28 protein-coding genes are annotated in these 23782 nt (G+C 54.2%); 7 read left to right on the top strand and 21 right to left on the bottom strand.

Annotation, left to right across the window (positions count from 1 at the left end; translation table 11 throughout):
• The gene (locus AZE99_RS08535) at positions 1-1182 is read right to left on the bottom strand and encodes a glycosyltransferase family 4 protein (RefSeq protein WP_067199847.1); all 1182 of its coding nucleotides are present in this window, start codon (positions 1180-1182) and stop codon (positions 1-3) included.
• A 64-nt stretch (positions 1183-1246) separates the two neighbouring features.
• Here AZE99_RS08535 and AZE99_RS08530 point away from each other — a divergent pair, with 64 nt between their 5' ends.
• Entirely contained in the window at positions 1247-1900 is a 654-nt protein-coding gene (locus AZE99_RS08530) for an MOSC domain-containing protein (RefSeq protein WP_067199844.1), read from the top strand.
• A gap of 5 nt (positions 1901-1905) precedes the next feature.
• Here AZE99_RS08530 and AZE99_RS08525 read toward each other — a convergent pair whose 3' ends face one another.
• From AZE99_RS08525 to AZE99_RS08475, 11 genes are all read right to left on the bottom strand, one after another.
• Positions 1906-2841 (bottom strand): hemolysin family protein, encoded by a 936-nt coding sequence (locus AZE99_RS08525; protein ID WP_067199842.1) that lies wholly within the window; start codon positions 2839-2841, stop codon positions 1906-1908.
• A 21-nt stretch (positions 2842-2862) separates the two neighbouring features.
• On the bottom strand, positions 2863-3369 hold the full coding sequence (ybeY, locus tag AZE99_RS08520; RefSeq protein WP_067203457.1) for an rRNA maturation RNase YbeY: 507 nt from the start codon (positions 3367-3369) through the stop codon (positions 2863-2865).
• On the bottom strand, positions 3356-4387 hold the full coding sequence (locus AZE99_RS08515; protein ID WP_067199839.1) for a PhoH family protein: 1032 nt from the start codon (positions 4385-4387) through the stop codon (positions 3356-3358). The genes ybeY and AZE99_RS08515 overlap by 14 nt, the downstream gene beginning before the upstream one ends.
• The gene (gene miaB, locus AZE99_RS08510; protein WP_067199838.1) at positions 4387-5724 is read right to left on the bottom strand and encodes a tRNA (N6-isopentenyl adenosine(37)-C2)-methylthiotransferase MiaB; all 1338 of its coding nucleotides are present in this window, start codon (positions 5722-5724) and stop codon (positions 4387-4389) included. The genes AZE99_RS08515 and miaB overlap by 1 nt, the downstream gene beginning before the upstream one ends.
• Before the next feature lie 9 nt (positions 5725-5733).
• Positions 5734-6387, bottom strand: coding sequence for a lysophospholipid acyltransferase family protein (locus AZE99_RS08505; protein ID WP_231862571.1), 654 nt, complete (start codon positions 6385-6387; stop codon positions 5734-5736).
• 172 nt (positions 6388-6559) lie between these two features.
• The gene (locus AZE99_RS08500) at positions 6560-6982 is read right to left on the bottom strand and encodes a Fur family transcriptional regulator (RefSeq protein WP_067199835.1); all 423 of its coding nucleotides are present in this window, start codon (positions 6980-6982) and stop codon (positions 6560-6562) included.
• Between the two features lie 113 nt (positions 6983-7095).
• Entirely contained in the window at positions 7096-7512 is a 417-nt protein-coding gene (locus AZE99_RS08495) for a MucR family transcriptional regulator (protein ID WP_067199834.1), read from the bottom strand.
• A gap of 115 nt (positions 7513-7627) precedes the next feature.
• Positions 7628-8065: a ribosomal protein S18-alanine N-acetyltransferase gene (gene rimI, locus AZE99_RS08490; protein ID WP_156472170.1), complete on the bottom strand. Its 438-nt coding sequence runs from the start codon at positions 8063-8065 to the stop codon at positions 7628-7630.
• A 69-nt stretch (positions 8066-8134) separates the two neighbouring features.
• Positions 8135-8761 (bottom strand): tRNA (adenosine(37)-N6)-threonylcarbamoyltransferase complex dimerization subunit type 1 TsaB, encoded by a 627-nt coding sequence (tsaB, locus tag AZE99_RS08485; RefSeq protein ID WP_067199829.1) that lies wholly within the window; start codon positions 8759-8761, stop codon positions 8135-8137.
• 7 nt (positions 8762-8768) lie between these two features.
• The gene (locus AZE99_RS08480; protein WP_067199826.1) at positions 8769-9362 is read right to left on the bottom strand and encodes a malonic semialdehyde reductase; all 594 of its coding nucleotides are present in this window, start codon (positions 9360-9362) and stop codon (positions 8769-8771) included.
• A 24-nt stretch (positions 9363-9386) separates the two neighbouring features.
• Positions 9387-9959: a NifU family protein gene (locus AZE99_RS08475; protein ID WP_067199823.1), complete on the bottom strand. Its 573-nt coding sequence runs from the start codon at positions 9957-9959 to the stop codon at positions 9387-9389.
• A 122-nt stretch (positions 9960-10081) separates the two neighbouring features.
• On the opposite strand from AZE99_RS08475, the gene AZE99_RS08470 reads away from it, so the two are divergent.
• Complete coding sequence (locus AZE99_RS08470; RefSeq protein WP_067203455.1) at positions 10082-13000, top strand: M16 family metallopeptidase; 2919 nt, start codon at positions 10082-10084, stop codon at positions 12998-13000.
• Here AZE99_RS08470 and AZE99_RS08465 read toward each other — a convergent pair.
• The 5 genes from AZE99_RS08465 to AZE99_RS08445 form a co-directional block, all read right to left on the bottom strand.
• Entirely contained in the window at positions 12997-13629 is a 633-nt protein-coding gene (locus AZE99_RS08465) for a peroxiredoxin family protein (RefSeq protein WP_197460154.1), read from the bottom strand. The genes AZE99_RS08470 and AZE99_RS08465 overlap by 4 nt on opposite strands.
• Before the next feature lie 134 nt (positions 13630-13763).
• Positions 13764-15065 (bottom strand): ATP-dependent protease ATPase subunit HslU, encoded by a 1302-nt coding sequence (hslU, locus tag AZE99_RS08460; protein WP_067203454.1) that lies wholly within the window; start codon positions 15063-15065, stop codon positions 13764-13766.
• A gap of 44 nt (positions 15066-15109) precedes the next feature.
• Positions 15110-15676, bottom strand: coding sequence for an ATP-dependent protease subunit HslV (hslV, locus tag AZE99_RS08455; RefSeq protein ID WP_067199818.1), 567 nt, complete (start codon positions 15674-15676; stop codon positions 15110-15112).
• Positions 15677-15843: 167 nt separating this feature from the next.
• A complete protein-coding gene (locus AZE99_RS08450) occupies positions 15844-16155 on the bottom strand; it encodes a hypothetical protein (RefSeq protein ID WP_335339198.1) in 312 nt (103 codons plus the stop codon).
• A 469-nt stretch (positions 16156-16624) separates the two neighbouring features.
• Positions 16625-17911, bottom strand: a complete 1287-nt coding sequence (locus AZE99_RS08445; protein ID WP_067199816.1) for an MFS transporter — start codon at positions 17909-17911, stop codon at positions 16625-16627.
• 162 nt (positions 17912-18073) lie between these two features.
• On the opposite strand from AZE99_RS08445, the gene pgsA reads away from it, so the two are divergent.
• Genes pgsA through AZE99_RS08430 form a run of 3 tightly spaced genes read left to right on the top strand, consistent with a single transcriptional unit; the run spans position 18074 to position 19349 of the window.
• Positions 18074-18646: a CDP-diacylglycerol--glycerol-3-phosphate 3-phosphatidyltransferase gene (gene pgsA / locus AZE99_RS08440; RefSeq protein WP_067199813.1), complete on the top strand. Its 573-nt coding sequence runs from the start codon at positions 18074-18076 to the stop codon at positions 18644-18646.
• On the top strand, positions 18646-18909 hold the full coding sequence (locus AZE99_RS08435) for a MoaD/ThiS family protein (RefSeq protein ID WP_067199811.1): 264 nt from the start codon (positions 18646-18648) through the stop codon (positions 18907-18909). Before pgsA ends, AZE99_RS08435 begins: the two co-directional genes overlap by 1 nt.
• Complete coding sequence (locus AZE99_RS08430) at positions 18906-19349, top strand: molybdenum cofactor biosynthesis protein MoaE (RefSeq protein WP_067199809.1); 444 nt, start codon at positions 18906-18908, stop codon at positions 19347-19349. The genes AZE99_RS08435 and AZE99_RS08430 overlap by 4 nt, the downstream gene beginning before the upstream one ends.
• A 9-nt stretch (positions 19350-19358) precedes the next feature.
• Here the strand turns inward: AZE99_RS08430 and AZE99_RS08425 are convergent, their stop codons facing one another.
• A complete protein-coding gene (locus tag AZE99_RS08425) occupies positions 19359-20282 on the bottom strand; it encodes a hydrogen peroxide-inducible genes activator (protein ID WP_067199807.1) in 924 nt (307 codons plus the stop codon).
• 153 nt (positions 20283-20435) lie between these two features.
• Between AZE99_RS08425 and epsC the strand changes: the two genes are divergently transcribed.
• Together epsC and AZE99_RS08415 are read left to right on the top strand one after the other, a co-directional pair.
• Positions 20436-21140, top strand: coding sequence for a serine O-acetyltransferase EpsC (gene epsC / locus AZE99_RS08420; RefSeq protein WP_067199804.1), 705 nt, complete (start codon positions 20436-20438; stop codon positions 21138-21140).
• Positions 21140-21493: a DUF2794 domain-containing protein gene (locus AZE99_RS08415; RefSeq protein ID WP_067199801.1), complete on the top strand. Its 354-nt coding sequence runs from the start codon at positions 21140-21142 to the stop codon at positions 21491-21493. Before epsC ends, AZE99_RS08415 begins: the two co-directional genes overlap by 1 nt.
• 41 nt (positions 21494-21534) lie before the next feature.
• Here the strand turns inward: AZE99_RS08415 and phoB are convergent, their stop codons facing one another.
• Genes phoB through pstB form a run of 3 tightly spaced genes read right to left on the bottom strand, consistent with a single transcriptional unit; the run spans position 21535 to position 23765 of the window.
• Positions 21535-22236 (bottom strand): phosphate regulon transcriptional regulator PhoB, encoded by a 702-nt coding sequence (gene phoB / locus AZE99_RS08410; protein ID WP_067199798.1) that lies wholly within the window; start codon positions 22234-22236, stop codon positions 21535-21537.
• Positions 22236-22967 carry a phosphate signaling complex protein PhoU gene (phoU, locus tag AZE99_RS08405; protein ID WP_067199795.1) on the bottom strand — a complete coding sequence of 244 codons (732 nt, stop codon included), beginning with the start codon at positions 22965-22967 and terminating at the stop codon, positions 22236-22238. Before phoU ends, phoB begins: the two co-directional genes overlap by 1 nt.
• A 24-nt stretch (positions 22968-22991) precedes the next feature.
• Positions 22992-23765: a phosphate ABC transporter ATP-binding protein PstB gene (gene pstB / locus AZE99_RS08400; RefSeq protein WP_067203451.1), complete on the bottom strand. Its 774-nt coding sequence runs from the start codon at positions 23763-23765 to the stop codon at positions 22992-22994.
• Positions 23766-23782 lie beyond the last annotated feature (17 nt).

The raw sequence follows: 23782 nt of genomic DNA, 5'->3' as shown, positions 1-23782 counted from the left end.
CTAGCGGACAGCGGCTTGCTGGATGGGGCCATGGCCGGCCTGCCGCTGGCGGACCAGTCGCATATAGGTCTGCGCAACGGCATTGTTGATCTGGTCCCAGCTATATTCTTCTGCCCGTCGTTCTCCGGCAGCGCCATGAGTATCGCGCAGGTCAAGATTTTCGCAATAGAGTTGCAGCGCATCTGCAAATCCACCGACTGCACCGGGTGTGACCAGTTTGCCTGAGACGTTATTCTTGACCAGGCTCTGGCTGCCGGTTGCCTTTGCCGCCACAACGGGCAAGCCGCAGGCCATGGCTTCGAGGGTAACGTTGCCGAAAGTCTCGGTGATCGATGGATTGAACAGCATGTCCATGCTTGCAACCGCTCTCCCGAGATCACTACCTTGCTGAAATCCCGCAAAAATTGCATCGGGGATACGATCTTCAAACCACTGTTTCGCTGGCCCTTCGCCGATCACTAGCACCTTGTGCGCGACTTTACGGCGATTCAGTTCATCGATTGCATCGGAAAAAACATCCAGCCCTTTTTCCATCACCAGCCGTCCGAGGAAGCCGATTACGGGTATATCATCGGCGATACCGTATGACTGGCGCCACTCCAGATCGCGGCGATTGGAATGGAATATCTCGCGGTCGACACCGCGCGACCAAATGCCGACGTCATAGTTCATCCGCTGGTCCCGCAGCAACTGAGCCATCGATTCCGAAGGCGCCACCAGCGCGTCGCAGCGACGGTATAGACGGCGCAATATCGCTTCGATCACCGGTTCCAGAAAGGCCAGATTATAATAGCGGGGATAGGTTTCGAAACGGGTATGTACGGAGGCGAGTATCGGGATATTCTGACGACGCGCCCAGGATACCATCTTGTGTCCGACACGGTCGGGGCTCGATATCTGCAGGATGTTGGGGTTAAACTGTTCGAGATCCTTCCGCACGTCGCTGGAAATGCGGGTCGGAAAGCGATATTCACCGCGTCCGGGAAAAGCCACGGATGGCACACTGATCAGGTCGCCGGTAGGCTCGAATGCCGGTGTATCCGTGGTTGGCGAATAGACGCGAACAGCAGCGCCCTGGCGCAGCAGATAGTCGACCAGTCGGTTGAGAGCCTGGTTCGCGCCATCGCGTACGAAATTATAATTGCCGCTATAAAGGGCTATGCGAAGATCACTGATTTCCATTGGCGCCTTCAAGCATAATCAAAGGGAAATTGCCAATATGAACTTGGTCGGTTAGCAGTCTGTCATGATAAAGACCCGGCTTGATCATCTGCTGATTGGCATCCCGAAGCCATTTCGCGATGATGGCGAATTCAGCGCCATTGTCAAAAACGCGACAGTCCGCCCCGTGATGCTTGGCTTTGAAGGGCTGGAAGGAAATGAGGTTGCCGATCCGCTCCATCACGGCGGACGTGACAAGGCGGTCCATCTCTATCCGATCGAACATTATGCGTTCTGGCGGGGACGATATCCGGATTTGGATCTGTTGGATGCCCCAGGCGCATTTGGTGAAAATTTCAGTTGCGCCGGATTGACGGAAGAGCGGCTCTGTCTTGGGGATGTTTTTCGGTTGGGTGAGGCGCTGATAGAATGCAGCCATGCGCGCCAGCCGTGCTGGAAACTCAATCACCGCTTTGGCGAAACCGATGTTTTGAAAACCGTGGTGAAGACTGGGAAGTCGGGTAGCTATTTCCGCGTATTGCAAGAAGGCATGGTGCGGGCAGGGGACGATCTTGTCCAGCTGGCCCGGCCATTGCCTGATTGGCCGCTGGACCGGTTGTTTGGCCTGATTGTCGGCGGACAGCACAAGGGACGGGGCAAGGAACTCAAGATGCTGTCGGAGATCCCAGCGCTTGCCGAAAACTGGCGGTTACGGGCAAAGCAGCTAGCGGACGCCTGACCGTCCTATTCATGTTCCAGTTGCGGCGGGTGCAGGCGCAATTTGGTCACGCGGCGATCATCGGCTTCGGTGATCTCCAGCATCCAGCCACTGGGGTGCTCCAACTGCTCGCCGACAGTAGGGATATGGCCCGCCAGTACGAAGCACAGACCGCCGATTGTGTCGACGTCTTCGTCGATTATTTCAAGCGCCGGGTCGATGGCATCGCCAACATCATCCAGTTCCGCTCTGGCATCCGCTTCCCAGATACCATCGTCGAGCTTGACCAGCATCGGGACCGGTTCATCATCATGCTCATCCTCAATCTCGCCGGTAATTTCTTCGACGATATCCTCGATGGTGACAAGGCCCTCGGTGCCATTATATTCATCAAAAATAATGGCGAGATGAGTCCGGGTCGCGCGCATTTCGGCGAGCAAATCGAGCACACCCATGGATTCCGGGACGAAGCGGGGCTGTCGCAGAAATGGTGTTATATCTTCCGGGTGTTTGCCGCCCTTGGCGAGAATCGCGAAAATGTCCTTGATGTGGATCATGCCGACAATATTGTCGAGATTATCGCGGTAGACCGGAATCCGGCTGTGGCCGTGCTCGGAGAAAATATCGACAAACTCACTGAACGGGGAGCTTTCCTCGATAGCAATTATGTCGGCCCGGGGAACTGCTATATCGTCAACTCGATGCTCGCTGAAATGCAGCATGTTGCGCAGCATTTCCAGTTCGAGCGACGAAATGTCCTGCTGGTTATTGGGGTCGGATTCGGCATCGCTTTCGTGATCGTCGATCACTTCCTCTATCTGCGCACGCAGACTGTTGTCTTCGGTATTGCCGAATAGCAGAGCCTTCAGGCTCTGCCATATTCGTCCGGGCTCGTCATCTTCCTTGGACTGGCTGCCACTGCGAGCCGTACCCGTTACATTGTCATTTTCAACGTCGGTCATTCTATTTCTTTATTACCTGCTTTACGCTTGTTCTGAATAAGGGTTGGCAATTCCCAATGTTGCCAGTGCATTGATTTCGCAATTTTCCATCAAGCCAGCTTCTATCTCGTTTTCGTGATCATATCCTAGCAAATGCAAAGACCCGTGCACAATCAAATGTGTAACATGGGTGGATATCGAAATATTCTTGGCTGCCGCTTCGTCGCGGCAGGTTTCGAAGGCCAGAATTACGTCTCCCAGCAAGGCTTCTCCATCGTCGGTATTGGCCAGTGTTTCGAGTAAATCAGGCTGGATCTGGGGAAAGGACAAGACGTTGGTTGGCTTGTCCTTGCCGCGATAGGCCTTGTTGAGAGAATGTACTTCTTCGTCATCGGAGAGCTTGACGCTCAGTTCCATTTCAAAACTGCGGGCCAACAGATCGGCATAAGAGGAAGCAGTGATTGCAGCCTTTGCCGCACGTGCCGCCAAATCCGTCCAATTCACTTCCTTGTCCCATGCGGAAGATGCTGTCAGTTCAGTCTGGAGCATCTTTGCCTTCATAAGCTTCGACGATTTTTCCGACCAGCGGGTGGCGAACAACGTCGCTAGCTCCAAATTCGACCACGCTGACACGCTCGATATCCTGCAATTTGGATACGGCGTCGGCAAGGCCGGAAGTGGCTTCGCGCGGCAAATCGACCTGTTTGGGGTCGCCGCAAATCACCATCCGGCTGTTCATGCCGAAACGGGTGAGGAACATTTTCATCTGCGCGGCGGTAGTATTCTGAGCCTCGTCGAGAATGACAAAGGCATCGGACAGGGTGCGTCCGCGCATGAAGGCAATGGGAGCAATCTCGATTTCGCCGCTCTCTATGCGTCTTTCCACCTGCTCGGCAGGAAGCGTGTCGTATAGCGCATCATAAAGAGGACGTAGAAACGGATCGACTTTCTCTTTGAGATCACCTGGAAGAAAACCGATTTTCTCGCCAGCTTCGACAGCAGGACGTGAAAGAATGAGCCGGTCGACCGAGCCGCTTACCAGTTGAGAGACGGCTTGCGCCACAGCCAGATAGGTTTTGCCGGTTCCTGCAGGTCCAAGCGCGAAAATCATGTCGTCGCGGGCCAGAGCTTCCATATAATGGGCTTGACGGACAGAGCGGGGGAAAATCGTTTTCTTGCGGGTCCGGATCATTACCTTCGGCGCGTCGGCGACGTCATTTTTCTTGGCGTCCGTGTCGGTTGCCGATTGTTTCGCAGCTTTCGCAACCCGGGGATCAGCAGCCATGGCGATTATCGCTTCGACCGCACCATTGTCAATTTCCTGGCCCTGTTCCAAGCGGTTGTAGATGCCGGTCAAGACGTCCCGCGCCCGTGTCACGGCTTCTGCTTCACCCTCGATTTTCAATTTCGTGCCGCGTGCCGCGATATACACACCAAGGCGGTTTTCAATAGCGACGATATTCCGGTCATATTCGCCAAACAGATCGCCCAAAATCTGTGGATCCTCGAATTCCAGATCCAGTTTGATAAGCTTTCCGGCCGACCCGGTTTTCGTTTTTTGGACCATCAGGCAGCGAGTCTTTCTTTGATCTGGCCAGTAAGGCTGTTGGGGCCGGCCTGGGTGATTTCAACTTCAACCAAATCGCCGATTTTGAGGTCAGGCGAGATGATATGCACCGACTGCAGCCACGGCGTTTTGCCGATCAACTGGCCGTCCAGCTTGCCCTGCCGCTCGAGCAGAATGTCGGTCGTACGGCCCACGGTCTGCTGGTTGAATGCATATTGCTGCTCGTTGAGCAATGCCTGTAACCGCTGCAACCGCTCATCCATTACTTCCGGAGCTATCTGCTCATCCATCCCCGCAGCGGGCGTGCCGGGCCGGGGCGAATATTTGAAGGAGAATGCCTGAGAATAGTTAGCGTCGCGGACAATCTGCAACGTTTGCTCAAAATCCTGATCGCTCTCTCCCGGGAAGCCGACGATGAAGTCGCCCGAAAGCGCGATATCCGGCCGCACTTTGCGCATCTGTTCCATGATATCCAGATAGCTTTGCGCGCTATGCGAACGGTTCATCGCCCTGAGAATCCGGTCGCTGCCAGATTGAACGGGCAAATGGAGGAAGGGCATCAGCTTGGCTATCTCGCCGTGAGCGGCAATTAGCCCTTCGGTCATGTCATTGGGGTGGCTGGTCATGTAGCGAATGCGTTGCAGGCCGGAAATCTGGTCGAGCGCCCTTATCAGGCCATCGAGGCCCTGATGCTGGCCCTTGTCGTCTTCGCCGGTCCATGCGTTGACATTCTGACCAAGCAGCGTGATTTCGCGCGCGCCACCATCGACCAGAGCTTTTGCTTCATCCACCAGATCAGCCCATGGTCGCGAAATTTCAGCACCGCGGGTGTAGGGAACCACGCAATAGGTGCAAAATTTGTCGCAGCCTTCCTGAACCGTCAGGAAAGCAGTGGGGCGAGCCTGTTTTCCGCGCGATGGCAGAATATCGAATTTTGATATGGCAGGCATATCAGTATCGAGCGCCTTCTTGCCCGATTTCGCAGTTTCCATCAGTTCCGGCAGCCGGTGATAGGCCTGCGGTCCGACGACGATATCGACGCTTGGCGCACGACGGGAGATTTCCTTGCCCTCGGCCTGGGCCACACAGCCGGCAACCGCGATCATTGGGCTGCTTCCGTCTTTTCTGCGCAGACGACCGATATCCGAATAGACTTTGTCGACCGCTTTTTCCCGGATGTGGCAGGTATTGAGCACAACCAGATCGGCGTCTTCGCTATTTTCAGCGGCGCTCATGCCCTGATCGACGAGCAGCTCGGACATGCGCTCGCCGTCATAGACGTTCATCTGGCAGCCAAAGGATTTGATATGGAATTTTTTTGGATCGGCTTGAGTCATAGAGCGCGCCTATACAATGGGTTTGCCCCCCAGGGAAGCCGAAAGCGGTTCTGCGATCCGTCGCCGTGCTTCTGCTGCGATATCTTTGCGGCAGGAATAATGGTCGGGGTCAAAGGGCTCGAGAAAATGGACTTCGACCAGAAAACTGCTGCGCCGGGTGAGAAGTCGCCAGGCGTTTGACGGAGCGCTTTCATCCCCCGTCCAACTCACCTCATGCGCATATTGCCCGTAGTTCAGAAATATGGGCTGCACCAATATGCCGGGTGGCGGAGGCTCCAGCACTTTTAGCAGAGGGGCCTTGAAAGGGAGCAGGGTCGAGCCGTCCGTGGTGGTGCCCTCAGGGAAAATCGTGATCGCCCAGGTTTCCTCCAGAGCATCTCGCAATTGGTTGATTTGCTGCGCAATCCCCATTCGGTTCGACCGCGAAACAAAGACCGTATCGTTTAGTCGGCAAAGCCAGCCGATGATCGGCCAGTTGCCGATTTCCTCCTTTGACACAAAGGCGGTGCCGCTATGTCCTCCCAAAATCGCTATGTCGACCCAGGACAAATGATTGGAAATGAAGAAAACGTCCCGCTTGATCGGCGTACCAACAATATCAACTCGCGCGCCGCAGCAAAAGGCGGCGATCTTGAGAAATGTCCGTGGCCAGGGATTGGACATCCCCAATATGCGCCAAATATAGTAAAAAGGGATGCAGACAAATAATGCCGTGAACAGCAGCGCCAGGCGTAAGAAGAACCTCAGACAACCCATCGGGCTTGCACCGTTCCAAAGTCGATAAGCCATGGGCTGGGTATCACAAGGTCGTGCGTCCGGGTCGGGGTTAGGCACCCTAGCTTTTTCTGGCGAGAGATACGCCATATAGCTCCATGCGATGGTCAACCAGCCGATAACCAAGTTTTTCCGCGATCTGTTTTTGCAGCGCTTCAAGCTCCGGATCGACAAATTCGATCACTTTGCCGGTTTCGACATCAATCAAATGGTCATGGTGGGCCTCGGGAACTGCTTCGTAGCGGGCACGACCGTCGCCAAAATCATGACGGTCCAGAATTCCGGCTTCTTCGAACAGGCGGACTGTGCGGTACACTGTCGCGATCGAGATGCGCGGATCAACGGCGGAAGCCCTTTCGTGCAGGGTTTCCACGTCAGGATGGTCCTCGGCATCGGAAATGACACGAGCAATCACCCGACGCTGGTCGGTGATGCGAAGTCCTTTTTCCGCACATAATGCTTCAAGATCAATTTTTTGTGGCATGGAGCCTTTCCGTTACGCTGGATAAGACTCTATGCGGCGCGCCGGATATTGCAAAGGGAAAATTGCGGCACGGGTGCCGCAATTTTCTAAATCCAATGTCAAATGAAGGCGTTTTATTTCTTTTGGCCTTTTTTCTTGCCGAGACCGATCGCCTTGGCAAGTTGGCGACGCTTTTCAGCATAGTTAGGCGCGACCATCGGATAATCGTTTGGCAGGCCCCATTTTGCGCGATAATCTTCCGGCGTCATACCGTAATGCGTCATCAGGTGGCGCTTCAGCATCTTCAGCTTTTTGCCATCTTCCAGACAGACGACATAATCCGGCTTGATTGATGCTTTAATCGGAACGGCAGGATCAGGGCGCGCCTGTTCAGCCGCCTTGCCCGACAGGCCAGCAAGTGCTCCATGAACACTGCTAATGATGAGCGGTAAATCTGATACCGCGACGCTGTTGTTGCTGACATGTGCAGCAACAATGTCAGAAGTGAGCGTAATTAACGTCTCATTCAGAGCAATTTCTTCCTCAGTCATAATCTATTACCTTTGTGCGACCATTATTATTATTTTGCAATTTTTTGCGCGGTGATAAATACACGAACGGTCGCACGCTGCAACTGTCAAACTGACTAAATCTTACAGCGCTGCGTTAAGCATTTAAGTTAGTCTTATAAGTAATTGCATCGAACTTCTCCATGTTCGGGCCGGTATAATAGGCCTTGCGCAATCCAATTTTATGAAAACCAAATTTGGTATAGAGTTTTTCCGCTGGATTATCGGCTCTCATTTCGAGAAAAACCGCGGAAACATGTTGCACACGCGCGGCCTGCAACATGTGCTCAAGCAGCAGATATCCCACACCCTGGCCTTGATAATCGGGAGATACTGCTATCATCAACAGTTCTTCCTCATCGGCTGCCTGACGGCTGATCACAAAGCCGCAGATAACATCGAGCCGCTGTGCAATTAACAGCTTCGCACTTGGCATGCATAGCATCGATCGGCACTGATGATTATTCCATCCCTCGCCATAAGTCTTGGGGAAGGCATGTTCCATTACCCGCATCACCGCGTCCAGATCGGTCAAATCGCCGACCCGAATCTCTATCGGACCCAGGCTTTGATCGTCCCAATTGCTGTGTCGACTGGCCACCGCTTAGGCTGTCGTCGCTGGCTGGGCGTCTGGTTTGCGTCCATAAATGGGTTTGGCAGGAAGTTTCTTCATGTCGTCAGCCAGTAAAGAGACATGGGCGGCATTTGGCAATATGGGAAAATGAATATCGCCTCCGGCCATCGCAGCCAGCTCTGCGGCGGCGGATCCGGCGATGATGTGGCCTTTGACTTGGCTTGCAGCCTGTTCGGGCGTGAGAGCGGAAAACGGACCGAAGGCGGTGCCGCTGGCAGCAAAACTTTGCAGAAAATATTCACCATGGCCGGCAAGCATGGCAACGGATAGCGGGCCTGGGACATCCACTTGGTCCCTGGCTTGCGCTGCAACCAGCGCGAGACAGTTATAACCTTGAATATCTGCCCCCCAGGCCAAGGCCAATGCCTTGGCCGCTGAAATGCCAATGCGTACACCGGTGAAGCTTCCCGGCCCGCAATTGACCAATATCCTGTCGGCTTTGCCCCGGTCGGGGAGCCGCGCAACGGTGGGAATCAGCTTTTCCGCATGCCCGCGACCAATTTCGGCATAGTCCGAAGCAATCAGGACACCATCTTCGAATAAAGCTACGGAACATGCGATCGTCGCCGTGTCGATCGCGAGAAGGCGCTCGCCCATCAACCGGTCAGATCAGGCTGTTGAATTTGTCGAATTCAGGGCGCGGGCTGCGGTCAAAAATGGTCGCCGGATCGCCATAACCCAATGTTGAGATGAAATTCGATTTGACACTGGGCTGGTCGACGAAAAATTCCTTGTCGACTGCGTCATTGTCAAAACCGGACATCGGGCCTGTGTCGAGTCCAAGGGCGCGGGCTGCCAAAATGAAATAGGCACCCTGCAGCGAGCTGTTGCGCATCGCATGCACTTTGCGGGCTTCGGGATCGCCCGCGAACCAGCTTTTCGCGTCGGCATGCGGAAATAGCTCGGGCAAATATTCGTGAAAATCCTGATCCATGCCGATGATGACAGCCACGGGTGCCTTGCGGATCTTATCCTGATTGCCTTCGGAGGACAGGTCGGCAAGCCGGTTGCGCGATTGCTGACTGTGGCACCAGATCAGACGGGCAGGCAGCATATTGGCACTGGTTGGACCCATTTTCATCAGGTTCCAGATCGCGTGAAGTTGCTCCACGGATACGGGCTTGTCATGATAGCCATTATAGGTGCGTGCTTCGAGAAACAGTTGATCCAGCGCTGCTTGACCCAGTGGAGAATTCATTGATCTGCCCTTATGTTAAATTGTTCAAGCGGCCCGGACTTCAGTGACCTCAGGCACATAATGTTTCAGCAAGGACTCGATACCATGTTTGAGCGTCGCTGTGGACGATGGGCATCCGGCGCAGGCTCCCTGCATTTTCAGAAAAACCGTACCCTTGTTGAAGCCGCGATAGATGATATCGCCGCCATCATTGGCAACTGCCGGGCGAACACGGGTTTCGATCAATTCCTTGATCTGAGCCACGATATCGGCATCTTCCGGATCGTCGTGCACTTGTTCCTCGGGCGGCACCGTGATTTCGCCTGCACTACCTGGTTTGAACAGAGGCAGCCCGGCAGAGAAATGATCGAGCAAGATGCTGAGCACCTGAGGCTTCTGATCACTCCAGTCGGCACCCGGACCGCAAGTTACCGAGATGAAATCCGAACCAAAGAAAACGCCGGTGACGTCGCCGAGCGTGAACAGGGCTTCAGCGAGTGGAGATATCTCGGCATCTTCCGGCGATGCAAAATCGCGGGTGCCATCGGTCATGACCGACTGTCCCATCAGGAATTTGAGGGTCGAGGGATTTGGTGTTTTTTCGGTTTCAATCAACATAGATGTTATCTGGCGATTATATGCGCAACGATCAAGGGCTAACACGTGATCGGCGCGTCCCGGACCAAGAATGTCGGGAATATTCACTGGCCAGTAAGATTGGGCCTGCTTATATCCTCCGCATGAAATTAACATCCTCCCGTCTAGCATCGTATCTCGCGCTTCTCTTGCTGGCGTTCAGTCTGCTGGCGATGCCGGGCATTGGACAAGCACAAGAAACGAACAGCGATGACATATTGCCGTGGCTGTATAAAAACAGCGACGTCCCGGTCGACAAGAGCTGGACATTTGGCGAGCTGGACAACGGAATGCGCTATGCCGTCAAGCATAATGGCGTACCGCCGGGGCAGGTGTCGATCCGGCTGCGGATTGACGTCGGCTCGCTGATGGAAACCGAGCAGGAACAGGGATTTGCCCATTTCATGGAGCATCTGACGTTTCGCGGGTCGACCCACGTACCCGATGGTGAAGCAAAGCGCGTCTGGCAGAGGCTGGGCGCTACGTTCGGCAGCGACAGCAATGCCGAAACTACCCCGACCCAAACCGTTTATAAACTGGACCTGCCAAATGCCAGCAAGGCCAGCCTCGACGAAAGTCTGAAAATATTGTCGGGAATGGTGAGTTCACCGGGGCTGAGTATCAAGGCGGTCAATGCAGAGCGCCCCGTGGTTCTGGCGGAACTGCGCGAGCGTGCCGGCCCTCAGACCATGGTGCAAAATGCGACCCGGGAACTATTTTTCGCCGGGCAACGCATGGCGAACCGCGCGCCGATCGGAACGCCTGAGACATTGGGCGCTGCTACACCACAGATGATGCAGCTTTTCCATCAGCGCTGGTACCGTCCGGAACAAGCGGTGATCGTCATCGCTGGCGATGGTGACCCAGCATTGTTCGAGCAGTTGTTGAACAAACATTTTTCGCAATGGCAGGGCAAGGGAGAGGCCGGTACGGTTCCGGACTTCGGGAAGCCGAAAGATATATCCGATATCAGCAAGGTCGTTGTCGAACCGACTTTGCCGCGGTTCATCTCGATGGCTATTGAACGGCCCTGGGAACAGGTCGAGGATACTATCGTATATAATCAGCAGATATTGATCGACCTGCTGGCGCTGCAGCTCATCAACCGCCGTCTGGAAGCGCGGGCGAGGGCTGGTGGCAGTTATTTGCAGGCAAGCGTAGGGCAGGATGATGTCAGCCGATCAATTGACGGGACCTTTGTCAGCATTATTCCGCTGGGCGAGGACTGGGAGGCAGCGCTCAACGATGTCCGTGCCGTCATCGCCGATGCAACAACCATAGCGCCTTCCGAACCCGATATTGCCCGCGAGATTGCGGAGTTTGACGCCGCGCTGGTCATTGGAGTTGAAAGCTACCAGACAGAAGCTGCGCGGAAACAGGCCGATGATATAATCAATGCCGTCGACATTCGTGAAACCGTTGCAACGCCGCAGGTGGCGCTCGATGTTTTTCGCGCGATGCGGGATCTTTACACGCCAGAGAGGCTGCTCGATTCGACGCGCAAGCTATTTTCTGGTGTTTCCACCCGCGCCTTGCTGACGTCACCCAATGATGTTGAGGACGGTGAAGTCAGGCTGGCACAGGCGTTGCGACGGTCCGTCGACGCGGCGAGCAATGTTCGTGTTACCCAATCCGATATCGGGTTTGAATCGTTGAACAAAATTGGGAAAAAGGGCGCGGTCAAATCGTCCCGGAAAATTGAACACTTCGGCGTAGAGCAGCTGGAGCTTGCCAATGGCGTCAGGGTGTTGATGTTCCCGAACACCGCCGAGCGCAACAAGATCATGGTCAATGTCCGCTTCGGCAAAGGCTATAGCGGCCTTTCTTCTCAACAGGAATCGCTTGCATGGTCTGGCTCTATGGCGCTGATGGCCAGCGGCGTGGGCGATCTCGGGCAGGAAGAACTGGACAAGATTACTACCGGTCGCCGGATTGGTTTGACTTTTGGTATCGACAATGACGCATTCGAGATCAGTGCCGATACCCGGCCCTCCGACCTCGAAGACCAGCTGCATCTGATAGCGGCGAAACTGGCATATCCGCGTTGGGATCCAGCCCCCGTGATCCGCAGCAAGGCAGCTTCCCTGATCGGCTATGACAGTTTCTCCGCATCACCACAGGCAGTGCTCGGGCGTGATCTGGACTGGCTTGTCCATGATAAGGATCCACGCTGGAAGACACCGGACAAAGAAGATTTTGCAGGGTTGACCGCAGAAAGTTTTCGAGAATTCTGGAAACCGATCCTTGCAAGCGGGCCGGTCGAGCTGATGCTGTTTGGTGATTTTGATCGCGACCAGGCGGTGGAGGCCGTTCTCAAAACATTTGGCGCGTTGAAACGGCGTGAGCCACAGGTGGTGCCAACCAATGCCAAATCCCCCCGTTTTCCAGACCCTCAGGCGGGGCCCGAAATTCTCGTTCACAAAGGTGATCAGGAGCGCGCCGCCGCGATGGTGGCCTGGCCGACCGGCGGCGGGCTGGATAATGTTCGGGAAAGCCGCAAGCTGGAAGTGCTGACTTCCATTTTCAACGACCGGCTGTTCGAAATCCTCCGGTCCCAACAGGGCGCAAGCTATAGTCCTCAGGTTATGAACAGCTGGCCGGTAGAATTTGAATCCGGTGGTTATATTGGCGCGCAGAGTCAGCTAACTCCGGGCAGCATCGACCGGTTTTACAATGTAGTGGATTTGATCGCCAGGGACCTGAGGGAAAAACCGGTAAGCGCAGATGAGCTTCAGCGAGTGGTAGAACCCCTGCGCCAGCTTATCGCCCGGGCCAGCAGCGGCAATAGTTTCTGGATGAGTCAGATGGAAGGAGCGACCTTCAATCCGCAGAAATTTGTCGCGCTGCAAAGCCTGCTCAGTGATTATACCGTCATTACCCCGGAAGAGGTCCAGGCACTGGCCGTCAAATATCTGGATGATGGCAAGAAATGGAAACTGGTCGTGCTGCCCGAAGGCAATGGCATGGCGGCGAATGATAATGATTCGGTGGTGCCACCGTCAAAAGCCGCGGCCAGCAACTAGATCGAGTCGACCAGCGCCAATATCTGTTCGTTGGTGGGCCGCTTCTTATAGTCGCCAGATACGGTTTTCGCGATAATCCTGCCGTCCTTGTCGATCAGGAAGACTGAAGCATAAGGGACGCCAGCGGCGCGCCCTTCGGTATATTGCGGATCGCGTAATCCAAAGGCATCGATGACCGCGGAAGGCTGATCGGATAGCATGTCATATTTCAACATCTGGTTTTTGGAGAAACGGTCTTGCTGGTCAGGACTGTCATAGCTGAGGCCATAGAGATTATATCCGCGGTCCTTCAAATCGCTGACAATCGCATTGATCGATTTCAATTGCGTCTGACAATAGGGGCACCATTCAACCGAACGGGTAAATACGATCAGGGCAGGGCCGGTCTCCAGTACCCGACCCAATGTGGTTTCACCCCCATTGGTCAGCAAACTGGCGGTCAATGGAACCTGGTCGCCAATTGCCAGCCCCGCATCGATGCTTTCTGCAGCTGTGATCGGTGCAACGACCGTTTCTTGCTTGCTTTCCAGCTTTTCGCTGCTTTCAGGCCCGGTAACGGAAGCTGGTTCGGAGCAAGCCGCCAATCCGACCACTGTAAGCGAAGACAGAAATAAAGCGGCTTGTTTCATGATATGATCCATTCGGCTATCTGTGCAGTGGTTCGTGGCTAAGAGATGTTGGGTTACAGCTCCGAAAATTATTTCCGAGCTGTAAAATTTACCCGCAAACCATGGTTGGCACAGTCAAACACCAGCATTTATCATCACAATACATATTTGGACAGGTCGGTATCTTTGGCGATATCGGAGAGCTGCTTTTCTACATAGGCCGTGTCGATGCTGATTTCCTCGCCAGTACGGTCTTCCGCCGTGAAGCTTATCTCTTCGAGAAGTTTTTCCATGACAGTCTGAAGCCGCCGCGCCCCGATATTTTCGACCGTCTCGTTCACATTCGCCGCAATCTCGGCGAGCTTGTTGATCGCGCCGTCGGTGATATTGATCTTGACGTCTTCAGTTCCGAGCAATGCTATATACTGTTCTGGCAAATTGGCTCTGGTCTCGGTCAATATCCGAACGAAGTCGGCTTCGGTCAGCGCCCGCAATTCCACCCGGATTGGCAAGCGGCCCTGTAATTCGGGGAGCATGTCGCTGGGTTTCGATATCGAAAAAGCACCGGATGCGATGAACAGGATATGATCGGTTTTCATCGGGCCATATTTGGTTGCAACCGTCGTACCTTCGATCAATGGAAGCAGGTCACGCTGGACGCCCTCACGACTGACCGAACCGCCGCGAACATCGCTCACCGCGATCTTGTCGATTTCATCAAGAAACACGATGCCGTTTGACTCGGCATCGGTAATCGCGGCGCGCGAAATATCCTCGTCATCCAAACGCTTGTCGGATTCTTCCTCGACCAGCTTGTCCCAAGCATCCGCTACCCGCATCTTGCGGCGCTTCATCCTTGCTTGACTGAACGCCTTGCCCATCATGTCCGACAGATTGATCATGCCCACCTGGCCGTTCATTCCGGGTATATCCATTGGCGTATTGGGCGTGTCTTCGACTTCAATCTCGATCTCGGTGTCGTTCATATGATTGTCGACAACCCGCTGGCGAAAACTTTCTCTTGTGGCTTCGCTCGCACTTTCTCCGCAGAGGACATCCAGCAATCGTTTCATGGCGGCTTCCGCCGCCGCTTCATGCACCGCTAGTCTCCGGCGTTCGCGCTCCAGACGGACCGCCTCTTCCGCGAGATCGCGAGCAATCTGTTCAACATCGCGGCCAACATAGCCGACTTCAGTGAATTTTGTGGCTTCCACCTTGATAAAGGGAGCGTCAGCAAGTTTCGCCAGGCGCCGGGAGATTTCGGTCTTGCCGCAACCCGTGGGTCCGATCATCAATATGTTTTTCGGCGTGACCTCTTCACGCAGTTCAGCCGGAAGCCGCTGACGGCGCCAGCGATTGCGCAGCGCAACGGCTACCGCTCGCTTGGCCTCTTGCTGGCCGATAATATGTTCGTCCAGCGCCTTGACGATGGCTTTGGGGGTCAGGTTCGCCTGCATGCTGTTTTTCTCTTCGTTCATGATTTTATTGGGGTCGACCGCAATCAGCTTTCGCTGTCGAGCGTTTCAATCGTGATCTGGTCATTGGTGTAGACACAGATTTCAGCAGCGATTTCCATGGCTTTGCGCGCCAGTTTTTCTGCATCTTTCTCATAGTCCATCAACGCACGAGCCGCCGAGAGAGCAAAATTGCCACCGGATCCGATCGCTGCAATGCCTTCGTTCGGTTCCAGCACATCACCATTGCCGGTGAGGATCAGCGTAATATCCTTGTCCGCGACAATCATCAGCGCTTCCAGGTTGCGGAGATATTTGTCGGTCCGCCAATCCTTTGCCAGTTCCACGGCCGCGCGCATCAACTGTCCATTATGGCGCTCCAGTTTTGCTTCCAGCCGTTCGAACAATGTGAAGGCATCTGCGGTGGCGCCGGCAAAACCGCCGATCACCGATCCATCGTGCAATTGTCTTACCTTGCGGGCGTTCCGTTTCATTACGGTCTGGCCCATCGAGACCTGGCCGTCGCCGACCACGACGACCTTGCCATTTTTCCGTACCGATAGGATGGTTGTGCCATGCCACTGCTGCAGGCCATGTTGCTGATTTTCTGTCATGAAACGGGATATGGGTAATCATTCCCCGATGTGCAACCAATGGCTTTCCCGCTTGGCCTGAAGATGAAAGAATATCCTCTGAAATCGGGGGCAGTCACCTTGCCGATTGGCCAAAAAAAAATGGCGACCAATTGGCCGCCATTTTCAAATTTCATACCTGAATGAATTCAGGGGCTGGTTGGCGTGTCTTCGCTGCCGTCGGCTGCGATGACGATGCCGCCGATTACTGCTGCTGCAGCGAGGATAGCAATGATGATGCCGGAGCCGCCTTCAACATTGTTTTCGCCTTCAACAGTTGCACTTGTCCGTGCAACGGAAGAAACAGGCTGAACAGCCTGTGCCAAAACGGGTGCGCTTACAAGCGATGCGGCTGCAGCTGCAGCCATTCCAATTTTACCGAAACGCATAATTTGCTCCTTCAGGGTTCGCATTTCACTCAATACGTGCAGATCATTGGCATAACAGGTTGCTGAAATCAACCATGTTATTGTTCAAAATAGCAATTTTGGAAATCCGTTGCAAAGATCACACAGGTTTGAATTTGCCGAAAAATAGCGATTTGAGGCGAATTTCATCACTCGTAGTTAATCCTGTTTCACGTCGGTTCTCAAAACTTCCTGATTTGCGCGGTTGTTTCAATTCAAGACGTTAACCATCGGCGTGAAATTGGTGCTGGAATTTATGGCTAATAATTTGTTAACCAGTCGCTATGGACAGAGAAAAATTGAGACCATTGGCTCTAGGAGAGCAAGGCATTGGACACCCTTTCCGTCAAAGTCTGCTAATGGAAAGTTCGCAGCTTGCACGGGGAGATCGTAATCTGGCGGACGCGGCTGCAATGGCAGAAGAAGATGGGCTGGGGGAAAATGTCAGCCTGTTCTTGCTCAGTTTTCTCGCGTTCTTCACCGCATTCTATACGTTCATATTTTAATACGACTGCTGATCTTACTAGTCGCAGGCGCGATGCAGCTGCTGGCCAAGCCAGGCCGCCACCAGACACATGGCTGCGACCAGTAAAAGCTGCTCAGTCGTGGAAACGCCCAGCATGCTGAGCCCCAGGGCGACCAGCGCTCCCAGCACCATGCAGCCGGAATTGACGACATTATTGGCGGCAATGGTGCGTGCGGTCTGGCTGATATCGACGGTCGTAGTGAGGAAGGCATATAAGGGTACGACAAACATGCCGCCAAATATCGACACGCCGCCCAGCGTGCCCAGCAGCGCCCAAGCGCCTTCATGGACCATGAACGTGTCGAACGTATAGAGCTGGCCGTCGGGCAAGCCCTGCCATCCTCGCGTTATGAAATAGAGAATCAGTATAAATATACCCATTAGAATGACACTCGCCGGGGCAAAGCGCGCCGAGACTTCGCTTTTTAGCAGTCGGTTGATGAGGATCGAACCAATTGCAATCCCTATCGAAAAGACACCCAGAAAGAGGCTGGCGACCTGTGGCGTCGCGGTCAGAACATTTTCGACCAGGGGCGGGAACTGGATGATCAATACCGATCCAATGGTCCAGAAAAAGCTGATCGCAATGATCGCGAGATAGAGTCGGCGGACATGCAAGGTCGCGGATATCAGCCGGATCGAAGAGCGGACAAAATTATAGTCGATTTTCTCGACTTCCTTCTGCGCTGGTGCTGGCGGCATGAACTGGGCGGCCACCCGGCCAATTAGCGCCACCAGAAAAACGGTAACGACGGCAATTTCGACGCCATTGCCATTGCGATCGATGATGATGCCACCGAGAATGGTTCCGGCAAGAATTGCGATATAGGTGCCGGCTTCGACCAGTCCGGTTCCGGCGAGCACTTCATCTTTCTGCAGATGCTGCGGCAGCACGGCATATTTGATCGGTCCGAAAAAAGTCGATTGCAGGCCCAGCAGAAACAAGGCGGTCAGCATGACCGGAATGGATTGCAGCCAAAGCCCGACCCCGCCGACGACGGCTATGAATATCTCCAGCGTCTTTACAAAACGCGTGATCCGGGCCTTGTCGTAATTATCCGCTAACTGGCCGGCGAGTGATGAAAATAGAAAAAAGGGCAGAATGAAAAGACCGGAGGCAAGGGCGTTAAATACGAAATCCTCGGATTCACTATCATAAATGCCATAGGTCACCAGAATGACCATCGAGAATTTGAAGAGATTGTCGTTAAATGCCCCGAGTAGCTGTGTCAGAAACAGCGGCAAAAACCGTCTTGTTCGCAGTAAATGCGCAGTGTTCTGCATAAGGTGAAAATCTCTTTTCGAGCGGTAAAAAGGACGTTTCGCTATCTTTAGCCCATTCCACCTCGGCGTCAAATCGTATGACTGCGGCTGCCGCGATCATTTTGCCCGCTACCGGGCGAATCAATTTTCATTTTGGGCAAATCTGTTTATGCGAGAGCCACGATGCTGAACTTGCCTAACATACTGACACTGTCGCGGATATTTGCCGTGCCGATTCTGGTGTTTCTGCTCTGGCCGAATTTTGCCGTGCTCAGACCGCAGCCTCTTCCCGTCGATTATTTGCTGGCTTTCGGACTCTATTGCCTGATGGCTATAACCGATTATTTCGACGGATATCTTGCCCGTTCGCAGGGTACCGTGTCCAAGCTCGGTATTTTTCTGGATCCCATCGCCGACAAGATCATGGTCGCTGCGGTCGTGCTGATGCTGATTTTCACCAGAGACATCAATGGATGGCACGCCATCGCAGCCATTGTCATATTGCTTCGCGAAATCACTGTGTCGGGTTTGCGCGAATTTCTTGCCGGTTTGCAGGTCAGTGTTCCCGTGTCGCAATTGGCCAAGTGGAAAACGGGTTTCCAGATGATCTCTCTTGGTGCCCTGATATTGGCCGGTGGCATCCCGCATTTTCCGATCGTGCAAACAGTGGGCTTGTGGACGCTCTGGGCGGCTGCGATCCTGACTTTGATCACCGGTTGGGATTATCTGCGCGTCGGTTTGAAACATATGGACTGATGGGACGCTCGATCACCATAATATATTTCTCATGGGTACGGGAACGGCTTGGCGTTGATCAGGAACAGGTTGCTCTCGGCGACGGGATAGAGACGATTGGCGATGTCTTGACCATGCTCAGCCATCGGGATGGGGCCTATCCGGAAATTTTCTCTGATGTCACAAAATTGCGTTTCGCTCTCGACCAGGATTACGGACTGCCGGCGTCAATCATTGGCTCGGCAAAGGAACTGGCCATTTTCCCGCCGGTAACCGGCGGATGATAAAGGTGGTAGTCGGAACGGCCGATTTTGACATCGGTGTCGAGTCTCAAGTGGTTGCGGGGCAGGGTGGCGGTGCGGTTGCCAGTTTCGTCGGTCAGGTTCGTGATGACGGAAATCTGGAATCGCTCGAACTGGAACATTATCCGGCTATGACCGACAAGGCGCTGCGGCAGATTGCCGAAACGGCGCTTGCCGACTGGTCGCTGCATGCAGTCACCATCATGCACCGGGTCGGCAAATTGTCGGTGGGCGAGAATATCGTGCTGGTGGTGACCGGATCCGATCATCGCGAGGCGGCGATCGAATCCTGCTCTTTCATCATGGACAAGCTCAAAACGGTTGCGCCTTTCTGGAAGAAAGAAACCCGGACGGACGGCGCTACGAAATGGATAGAAGAGCGCGAATCCGATATTGAAGCCTCGTCAAAATGGCGAAAATAAGCAGTTTCCCTATGAATGGGCTTTCGAAACCCAATCCTGGGCGCCCTTCATAATCTCCGCCAGCAACTGAAATTCGCTGCGTCTCGGGCTGTTCTTGCGCCAGACCAGAGCAATATCACGCGTTGCCCGATCCGATTTCAGCGGTCTTGCAACAATATTGGTGTGGTTCAATATGCCGCTGTCGATCGCCATCTTGGGCAACAGGGTCAGGCCGAGGCCGTTGTCAACCATCTGGACCAATGTGTGCAGCGACGTTCCCATCATCCGGGCGGAAGCTCTGAGCTCAGGGCGATTGCAGGCCGCGAGCGCATGATCTTTCAAACAATGTCCATCTTCAAGCAGCAACAATTGCGTCTCGTCAATGGTCGCGGGATCAACCTGTGACGGCGGATCGCGCGGATCATCTTTCGGGAAGGCCACGAATATCTCGTCGCTGAACAGGACCTCGGATTCGACATCGCCGCAGGGAAAGGGTTGGGCCAGCAACACACAATCGGCGTGGCCATGATGCAGGGAATCGCAAGCCGCCTGGCTGGTCTCCTCTTTCAGATAGAGTTTGAGTTCCGGTCGTTCCTTCCGAAGCTGCGGCAGCAGGCGGGGCAAAAGAAAAGGCGCGATTGTTGGAATGACACTCATCCGTATGTCTCCGGCCAACGGTTTTCCCGCAGATCGGGCCATTTCCGATAGTTCTTCTGCCTCGCGCAGGATCCGATAGGCCTTTTCCACAATCTGATTGCCGAATTCCGTGAAGCGAACCACTCTGCGTGTGCGTTCGACCAGCACGATGTCGAGCAAAGCCTCCAGTTCCTTGATCCCGGCTGACAGAGTCGACTGGGTGACGAAGCAGGATTCCGCCGCTTTGCCGAAGTGACCATGTTCTTTCAGTGCGACTAAATATTGCAATTGTTTGAGCGTGGGCAGGTAGGTCGACATTATCGAGGCTTTCGATCAGTAGAAGGAGACTGATCTAATATAATGATTATAAATCGTTTGAAAAGCGTCATCCTATTTCGGTTGCAAAAAAAGACTGGAAATGCGGGCTTATCGTGCCTAGTTTATAGGCTTCGCAACATCCGGAGGAAATATATGTTTCGGGAACTGGGCGCTTTTCTGGATTCCATCAAGGCCCGCGATCCGGCACCGCGATCGCGCTGGGAAGTGCTGTTATATCCGGGCGTGCTGGCGATCGGTCTGCATCGTTTCGCGCATTGGCTGTTCAAGGGTGAACTTTATTTCTTTGCCCGGTTGATCAACCATATTGCGAGATTCCTGACCGCGATTGATATCCATCCGGGTGCCAAAATCGGCAGACACCTATTCATCGACCATGGCTTCACGGTCATTGGCGAGACCGCTCAGATTGGCGATAATGTAACCATCTATCAATGCGTGACCCTGGGCGGAACCAATCCGACAAATGGTGTTGGAGGCAAGCGCCATCCAACGATTGAAGATGATGCTATTCTGGGGTCCGGGGCCCAGGTGCTCGGCCCGATAACGGTCGGTAAACGGGCGCGGGTTGGTGCCAATGCGGTTGTCACCCAGAATGTACCGGAAGGCGCCACGATGGTCGGCGTTCGGGCCAGACCGACATTGGTTGAGGCAAAGGATTATCAGAAAGAATTTGTTCCCTATGGAACGCCTTGCAGCGAGGCATTCGATCCGTCGACACAAAAACTGGAAATTTTGCAATGCGAAATGGAGCAATTGCAGAAGCGTATTGCGGCATTCGCCAAAGAGCGGGCCAAAAACGATGATAAAATCGAGACAAAGGGACGTGATAGCGCTTGATGCGTTTTAGCGAATCCAACATTTCGGTCTTTCCGCAGCGAGGCTCAGCATCCCAGGTGGGGTTTGAGCGCCGCGAGATGGAACGTATCCTCAGTCTATATGGCCGCATGGTCGCTGCCGGCCACTGGAAAGACTATGCCATGGATATGCGGCGCGATGTTGCAATATTTGCGGCCTTCCGCCGAGCATCAGAACGGCCGCAGATCCGGATCGAGAAACGCCCGTCAGAACGCAATCGGCAGGGCATGTGGTCGCTGCACGGCGAGCAGGGGCAGATATTGAAGCGCGGCCATGATCTTGCCGGCGTTCTGGCGCCGGTCGAGCGCAAGCTTATGAAACTGGTTGCTGACTGACCGATCAATCCCAGGCTGATTTGGTCGAACAGGCCGAAAAACTAACCTTCTACAGCATCGGTATCGAGCGCATATCCTGCAGATCGCACGGTACGGATGATGTCGGATCTGCCGTTGGCATTCAGCGCCTTGCGCAGTCGCCGGATATGGACGTCGACGGTGCGCAATTCGATATCGCTATCCTGACCCCAGACGCTGTCGAGCAGCCGCTCGCGGGAAAATACCCAGTTGGGATGTTCCAGAAAATGGCGGAGCAGGCGAAATTCGGTCGGGCCAAGTGGAATCGTATCTCCGTCGCGTTTGACCTTGTGGCCGACCGTGTCCATTTCCAGATCACCAAAAGTCAGTTTTTCACCGGCCAGAGCGGGACGGACCCGGCGCAATACAGCTTTGACCCGAGCGATCAGTTCGCGGGGGCTGAACGGCTTGGTAATATAATCGTCGGCGCCGGTTTCGAGGCCGCGGATCTTGTCTTCCTCTTCGCCGCGGGCTGTCAGCATTATGATTGGAATATTTGCTGTTTCCGAAGAGCGGCGCAGCCGGCGACAGACCTCGATACCGGAGAGGCTTTCGAGCATCCAGTCGAGCAAGATCACGTCGGGACGATGTTCCTGCACCAACAACAAAGCTTCCTCGCCATCCGGTGTGTGGATGACGTCATATTCTTCCTTTTTGAAATTCCAGGTCAACAGTTCCGCAAGCGCGGCGTCATCTTCCACCAGTAATAATTTGGCATTAACCATCAGTCGGCCCCGTCACTGAGTGCGTCATCGAGCGGCGTCGTTGGGTTTTCTCCGCGTGTACGTTCCGGCATCGGTTCACCGGTCGCTGCGAAATAGACCATTTCGGCGACATTGGTTGCATGGTCACCGATGCGCTCGAGGTTTTTGGCAATGAACAGCAGATGCGCTGCCTCGCCGATATCCTTCGGATTTTCGATCATATGGGTGATTACGGCGCGGAAGATGCTGTTGTAGAAATCGTCGACAATCTGATCACGCCGATTCACTTCCATCGCCAGCTCCGCATCCCGGCGCGCAAAGGCGTCGAGCGAATCGCGGACCAGTTCGCTGGCAATTTTGGACATGGAAGGCAGCAGCGAGATAGGCCGCAGCCGGTGCGTCTGGGTGACCAGTGGTACTCGCTTGGCGATATTTTTTGCATAATCGCCAATCCGTTCAACCACGCCCGAGATTTTGAACGTAGCGATCAATTCCCGCAGGTCATCCGCCATTGGTGCCCGTAATGCGATTGTCTGGAAGGTCAGTTCGTCGATCCGCTTTTCGAGATCGTCGATCAGCTTGTCTTCCCGGACCACTTCGGCCGCCAGATCGAGATCACTGTTTTCCAGAGCATGCATTGCCTTGGCAATGGCCTGCTCACTGCGTCCACCAATTTCCGCGACCATGCCCCGCAATTCGTTGATGTCGGAATCGAAGGCTTTGACGGTATGTTCTGTGCCACTGTTGACCATTAGCTTTTCCTAAACTTCGAGATATCAGCCGTAACGCCCGGTGATATAGTCCCGGGTTTTTTCTTCCCGCGGGTTGGTGAAAATATCGGTTGTTTCGCCATATTCCACCAGGGTGCCGAGATGGAAAAAGGCGGTTTTTTGGGAGACGCGCGCCGCTTGCTGCATATTGTGCGTGACAATGACGATAGCATATTTGCCGCGCAATTCATGAATCAGCTCTTCGATCTTCGCGGTCGCGATCGGATCGAGCGCGGAACAGGGTTCGTCCATCAGGATGACTTCGGGATCAACCGCGATTGCACGCGCGATACACAGTCGCTGCTGCTGGCCGCCAGACAGCGCCGTTCCGCTGTCCTGCAACCGGTCTTTCACTTCGCCCCAGAGACCAGCGCGTTGCAACGATGATTCGACGATCCCGTCCAGTTCGTCCTTGCCGGTCGCCAGGCCGTGGATCCTGGGGCCATAAGCGATATTGTCATAGATCGACTTGGGGAAGGGATTGGGCTTCTGAAACACCATGCCGACCCGGGCGCGCAATTGGACAACATCCATCTGCGGCGCATATATATCCTGTCCCTCGAGCATGATATCGCCGGTGACGCGAGCGATCGGGATGGTATCGTTCATCCGGTTCATGCAGCGCAAAAAGGTCGATTTTCCGCAGCCAGAGGGCCCGATGAACGCGGTGACGCTATCCATGTTGACATCGATGGACACGTCGTTGATCGCTTGTTTGTCACCATAATATACGTCAACATGGCGAGCCGTCATTTTAGGCGCTGCTGTTTCCGTTGTCATGCCTGTCTTGGCCGAAT

This window comes from Sphingorhabdus sp. M41 (genome assembly GCF_001586275.1).
Lineage (GTDB): Bacteria > Pseudomonadota > Alphaproteobacteria > Sphingomonadales > Sphingomonadaceae > Parasphingorhabdus.
This window is presented reverse-complemented; position numbering and strand designations above follow the sequence as displayed.

What these genes read in the sequence shown, in the direction of transcription:
- miaB (WP_067199838.1), bottom strand. Translation starts at nt 5,724, where the DNA reads ATGACTCAAGCCGATCCAAAAAAATTCCATATCAAATCCTTTGGCTGC.
- AZE99_RS08530 (WP_067199844.1), top strand. Translation starts at nt 1,247, where the DNA reads ATGATAAAGACCCGGCTTGATCATCTGCTGATTGGCATCCCGAAGCCA.
- AZE99_RS08445 (WP_067199816.1), bottom strand. Translation starts at nt 17,911, where the DNA reads ATGCAGAACACTGCGCATTTACTGCGAACAAGACGGTTTTTGCCGCTG.
- AZE99_RS08435 (WP_067199811.1), top strand. Translation starts at nt 18,646, where the DNA reads ATGGGACGCTCGATCACCATAATATATTTCTCATGGGTACGGGAACGG.
- AZE99_RS08480 (WP_067199826.1), bottom strand. Translation starts at nt 9,362, where the DNA reads ATGAATTCTCCACTGGGTCAAGCAGCGCTGGATCAACTGTTTCTCGAA.
- AZE99_RS08475 (WP_067199823.1), bottom strand. Translation starts at nt 9,959, where the DNA reads ATGTTGATTGAAACCGAAAAAACACCAAATCCCTCGACCCTCAAATTC.
- pstB (WP_067203451.1), bottom strand. Translation starts at nt 23,765, where the DNA reads ATGACAACGGAAACAGCAGCGCCTAAAATGACGGCTCGCCATGTTGAC.
- AZE99_RS08525 (WP_067199842.1), bottom strand. Translation starts at nt 2,841, where the DNA reads ATGACCGACGTTGAAAATGACAATGTAACGGGTACGGCTCGCAGTGGC.
- hslU (WP_067203454.1), bottom strand. Translation starts at nt 15,065, where the DNA reads ATGCAGGCGAACCTGACCCCCAAAGCCATCGTCAAGGCGCTGGACGAA.
- AZE99_RS08415 (WP_067199801.1), top strand. Translation starts at nt 21,140, where the DNA reads ATGCGTTTTAGCGAATCCAACATTTCGGTCTTTCCGCAGCGAGGCTCA.
- AZE99_RS08505 (WP_231862571.1), bottom strand. Translation starts at nt 6,387, where the DNA reads ATGTCCAATCCCTGGCCACGGACATTTCTCAAGATCGCCGCCTTTTGC.
- AZE99_RS08495 (WP_067199834.1), bottom strand. Translation starts at nt 7,512, where the DNA reads ATGACTGAGGAAGAAATTGCTCTGAATGAGACGTTAATTACGCTCACT.
- AZE99_RS08470 (WP_067203455.1), top strand. Translation starts at nt 10,082, where the DNA reads ATGAAATTAACATCCTCCCGTCTAGCATCGTATCTCGCGCTTCTCTTG.
- AZE99_RS08430 (WP_067199809.1), top strand. Translation starts at nt 18,906, where the DNA reads ATGATAAAGGTGGTAGTCGGAACGGCCGATTTTGACATCGGTGTCGAG.
- pgsA (WP_067199813.1), top strand. Translation starts at nt 18,074, where the DNA reads ATGCTGAACTTGCCTAACATACTGACACTGTCGCGGATATTTGCCGTG.
- phoU (WP_067199795.1), bottom strand. Translation starts at nt 22,967, where the DNA reads ATGGTCAACAGTGGCACAGAACATACCGTCAAAGCCTTCGATTCCGAC.
- ybeY (WP_067203457.1), bottom strand. Translation starts at nt 3,369, where the DNA reads ATGCTCCAGACTGAACTGACAGCATCTTCCGCATGGGACAAGGAAGTG.
- AZE99_RS08500 (WP_067199835.1), bottom strand. Translation starts at nt 6,982, where the DNA reads ATGCCACAAAAAATTGATCTTGAAGCATTATGTGCGGAAAAAGGACTT.
- hslV (WP_067199818.1), bottom strand. Translation starts at nt 15,676, where the DNA reads ATGACAGAAAATCAGCAACATGGCCTGCAGCAGTGGCATGGCACAACC.
- tsaB (WP_067199829.1), bottom strand. Translation starts at nt 8,761, where the DNA reads ATGGGCGAGCGCCTTCTCGCGATCGACACGGCGACGATCGCATGTTCC.
- AZE99_RS08515 (WP_067199839.1), bottom strand. Translation starts at nt 4,387, where the DNA reads ATGGTCCAAAAAACGAAAACCGGGTCGGCCGGAAAGCTTATCAAACTG.
- phoB (WP_067199798.1), bottom strand. Translation starts at nt 22,236, where the DNA reads ATGGTTAATGCCAAATTATTACTGGTGGAAGATGACGCCGCGCTTGCG.
- epsC (WP_067199804.1), top strand. Translation starts at nt 20,436, where the DNA reads ATGTTTCGGGAACTGGGCGCTTTTCTGGATTCCATCAAGGCCCGCGAT.
- AZE99_RS08465 (WP_197460154.1), bottom strand. Translation starts at nt 13,629, where the DNA reads ATGAAACAAGCCGCTTTATTTCTGTCTTCGCTTACAGTGGTCGGATTG.
- AZE99_RS08425 (WP_067199807.1), bottom strand. Translation starts at nt 20,282, where the DNA reads ATGTCGACCTACCTGCCCACGCTCAAACAATTGCAATATTTAGTCGCA.
- AZE99_RS08535 (WP_067199847.1), bottom strand. Translation starts at nt 1,182, where the DNA reads ATGGAAATCAGTGATCTTCGCATAGCCCTTTATAGCGGCAATTATAAT.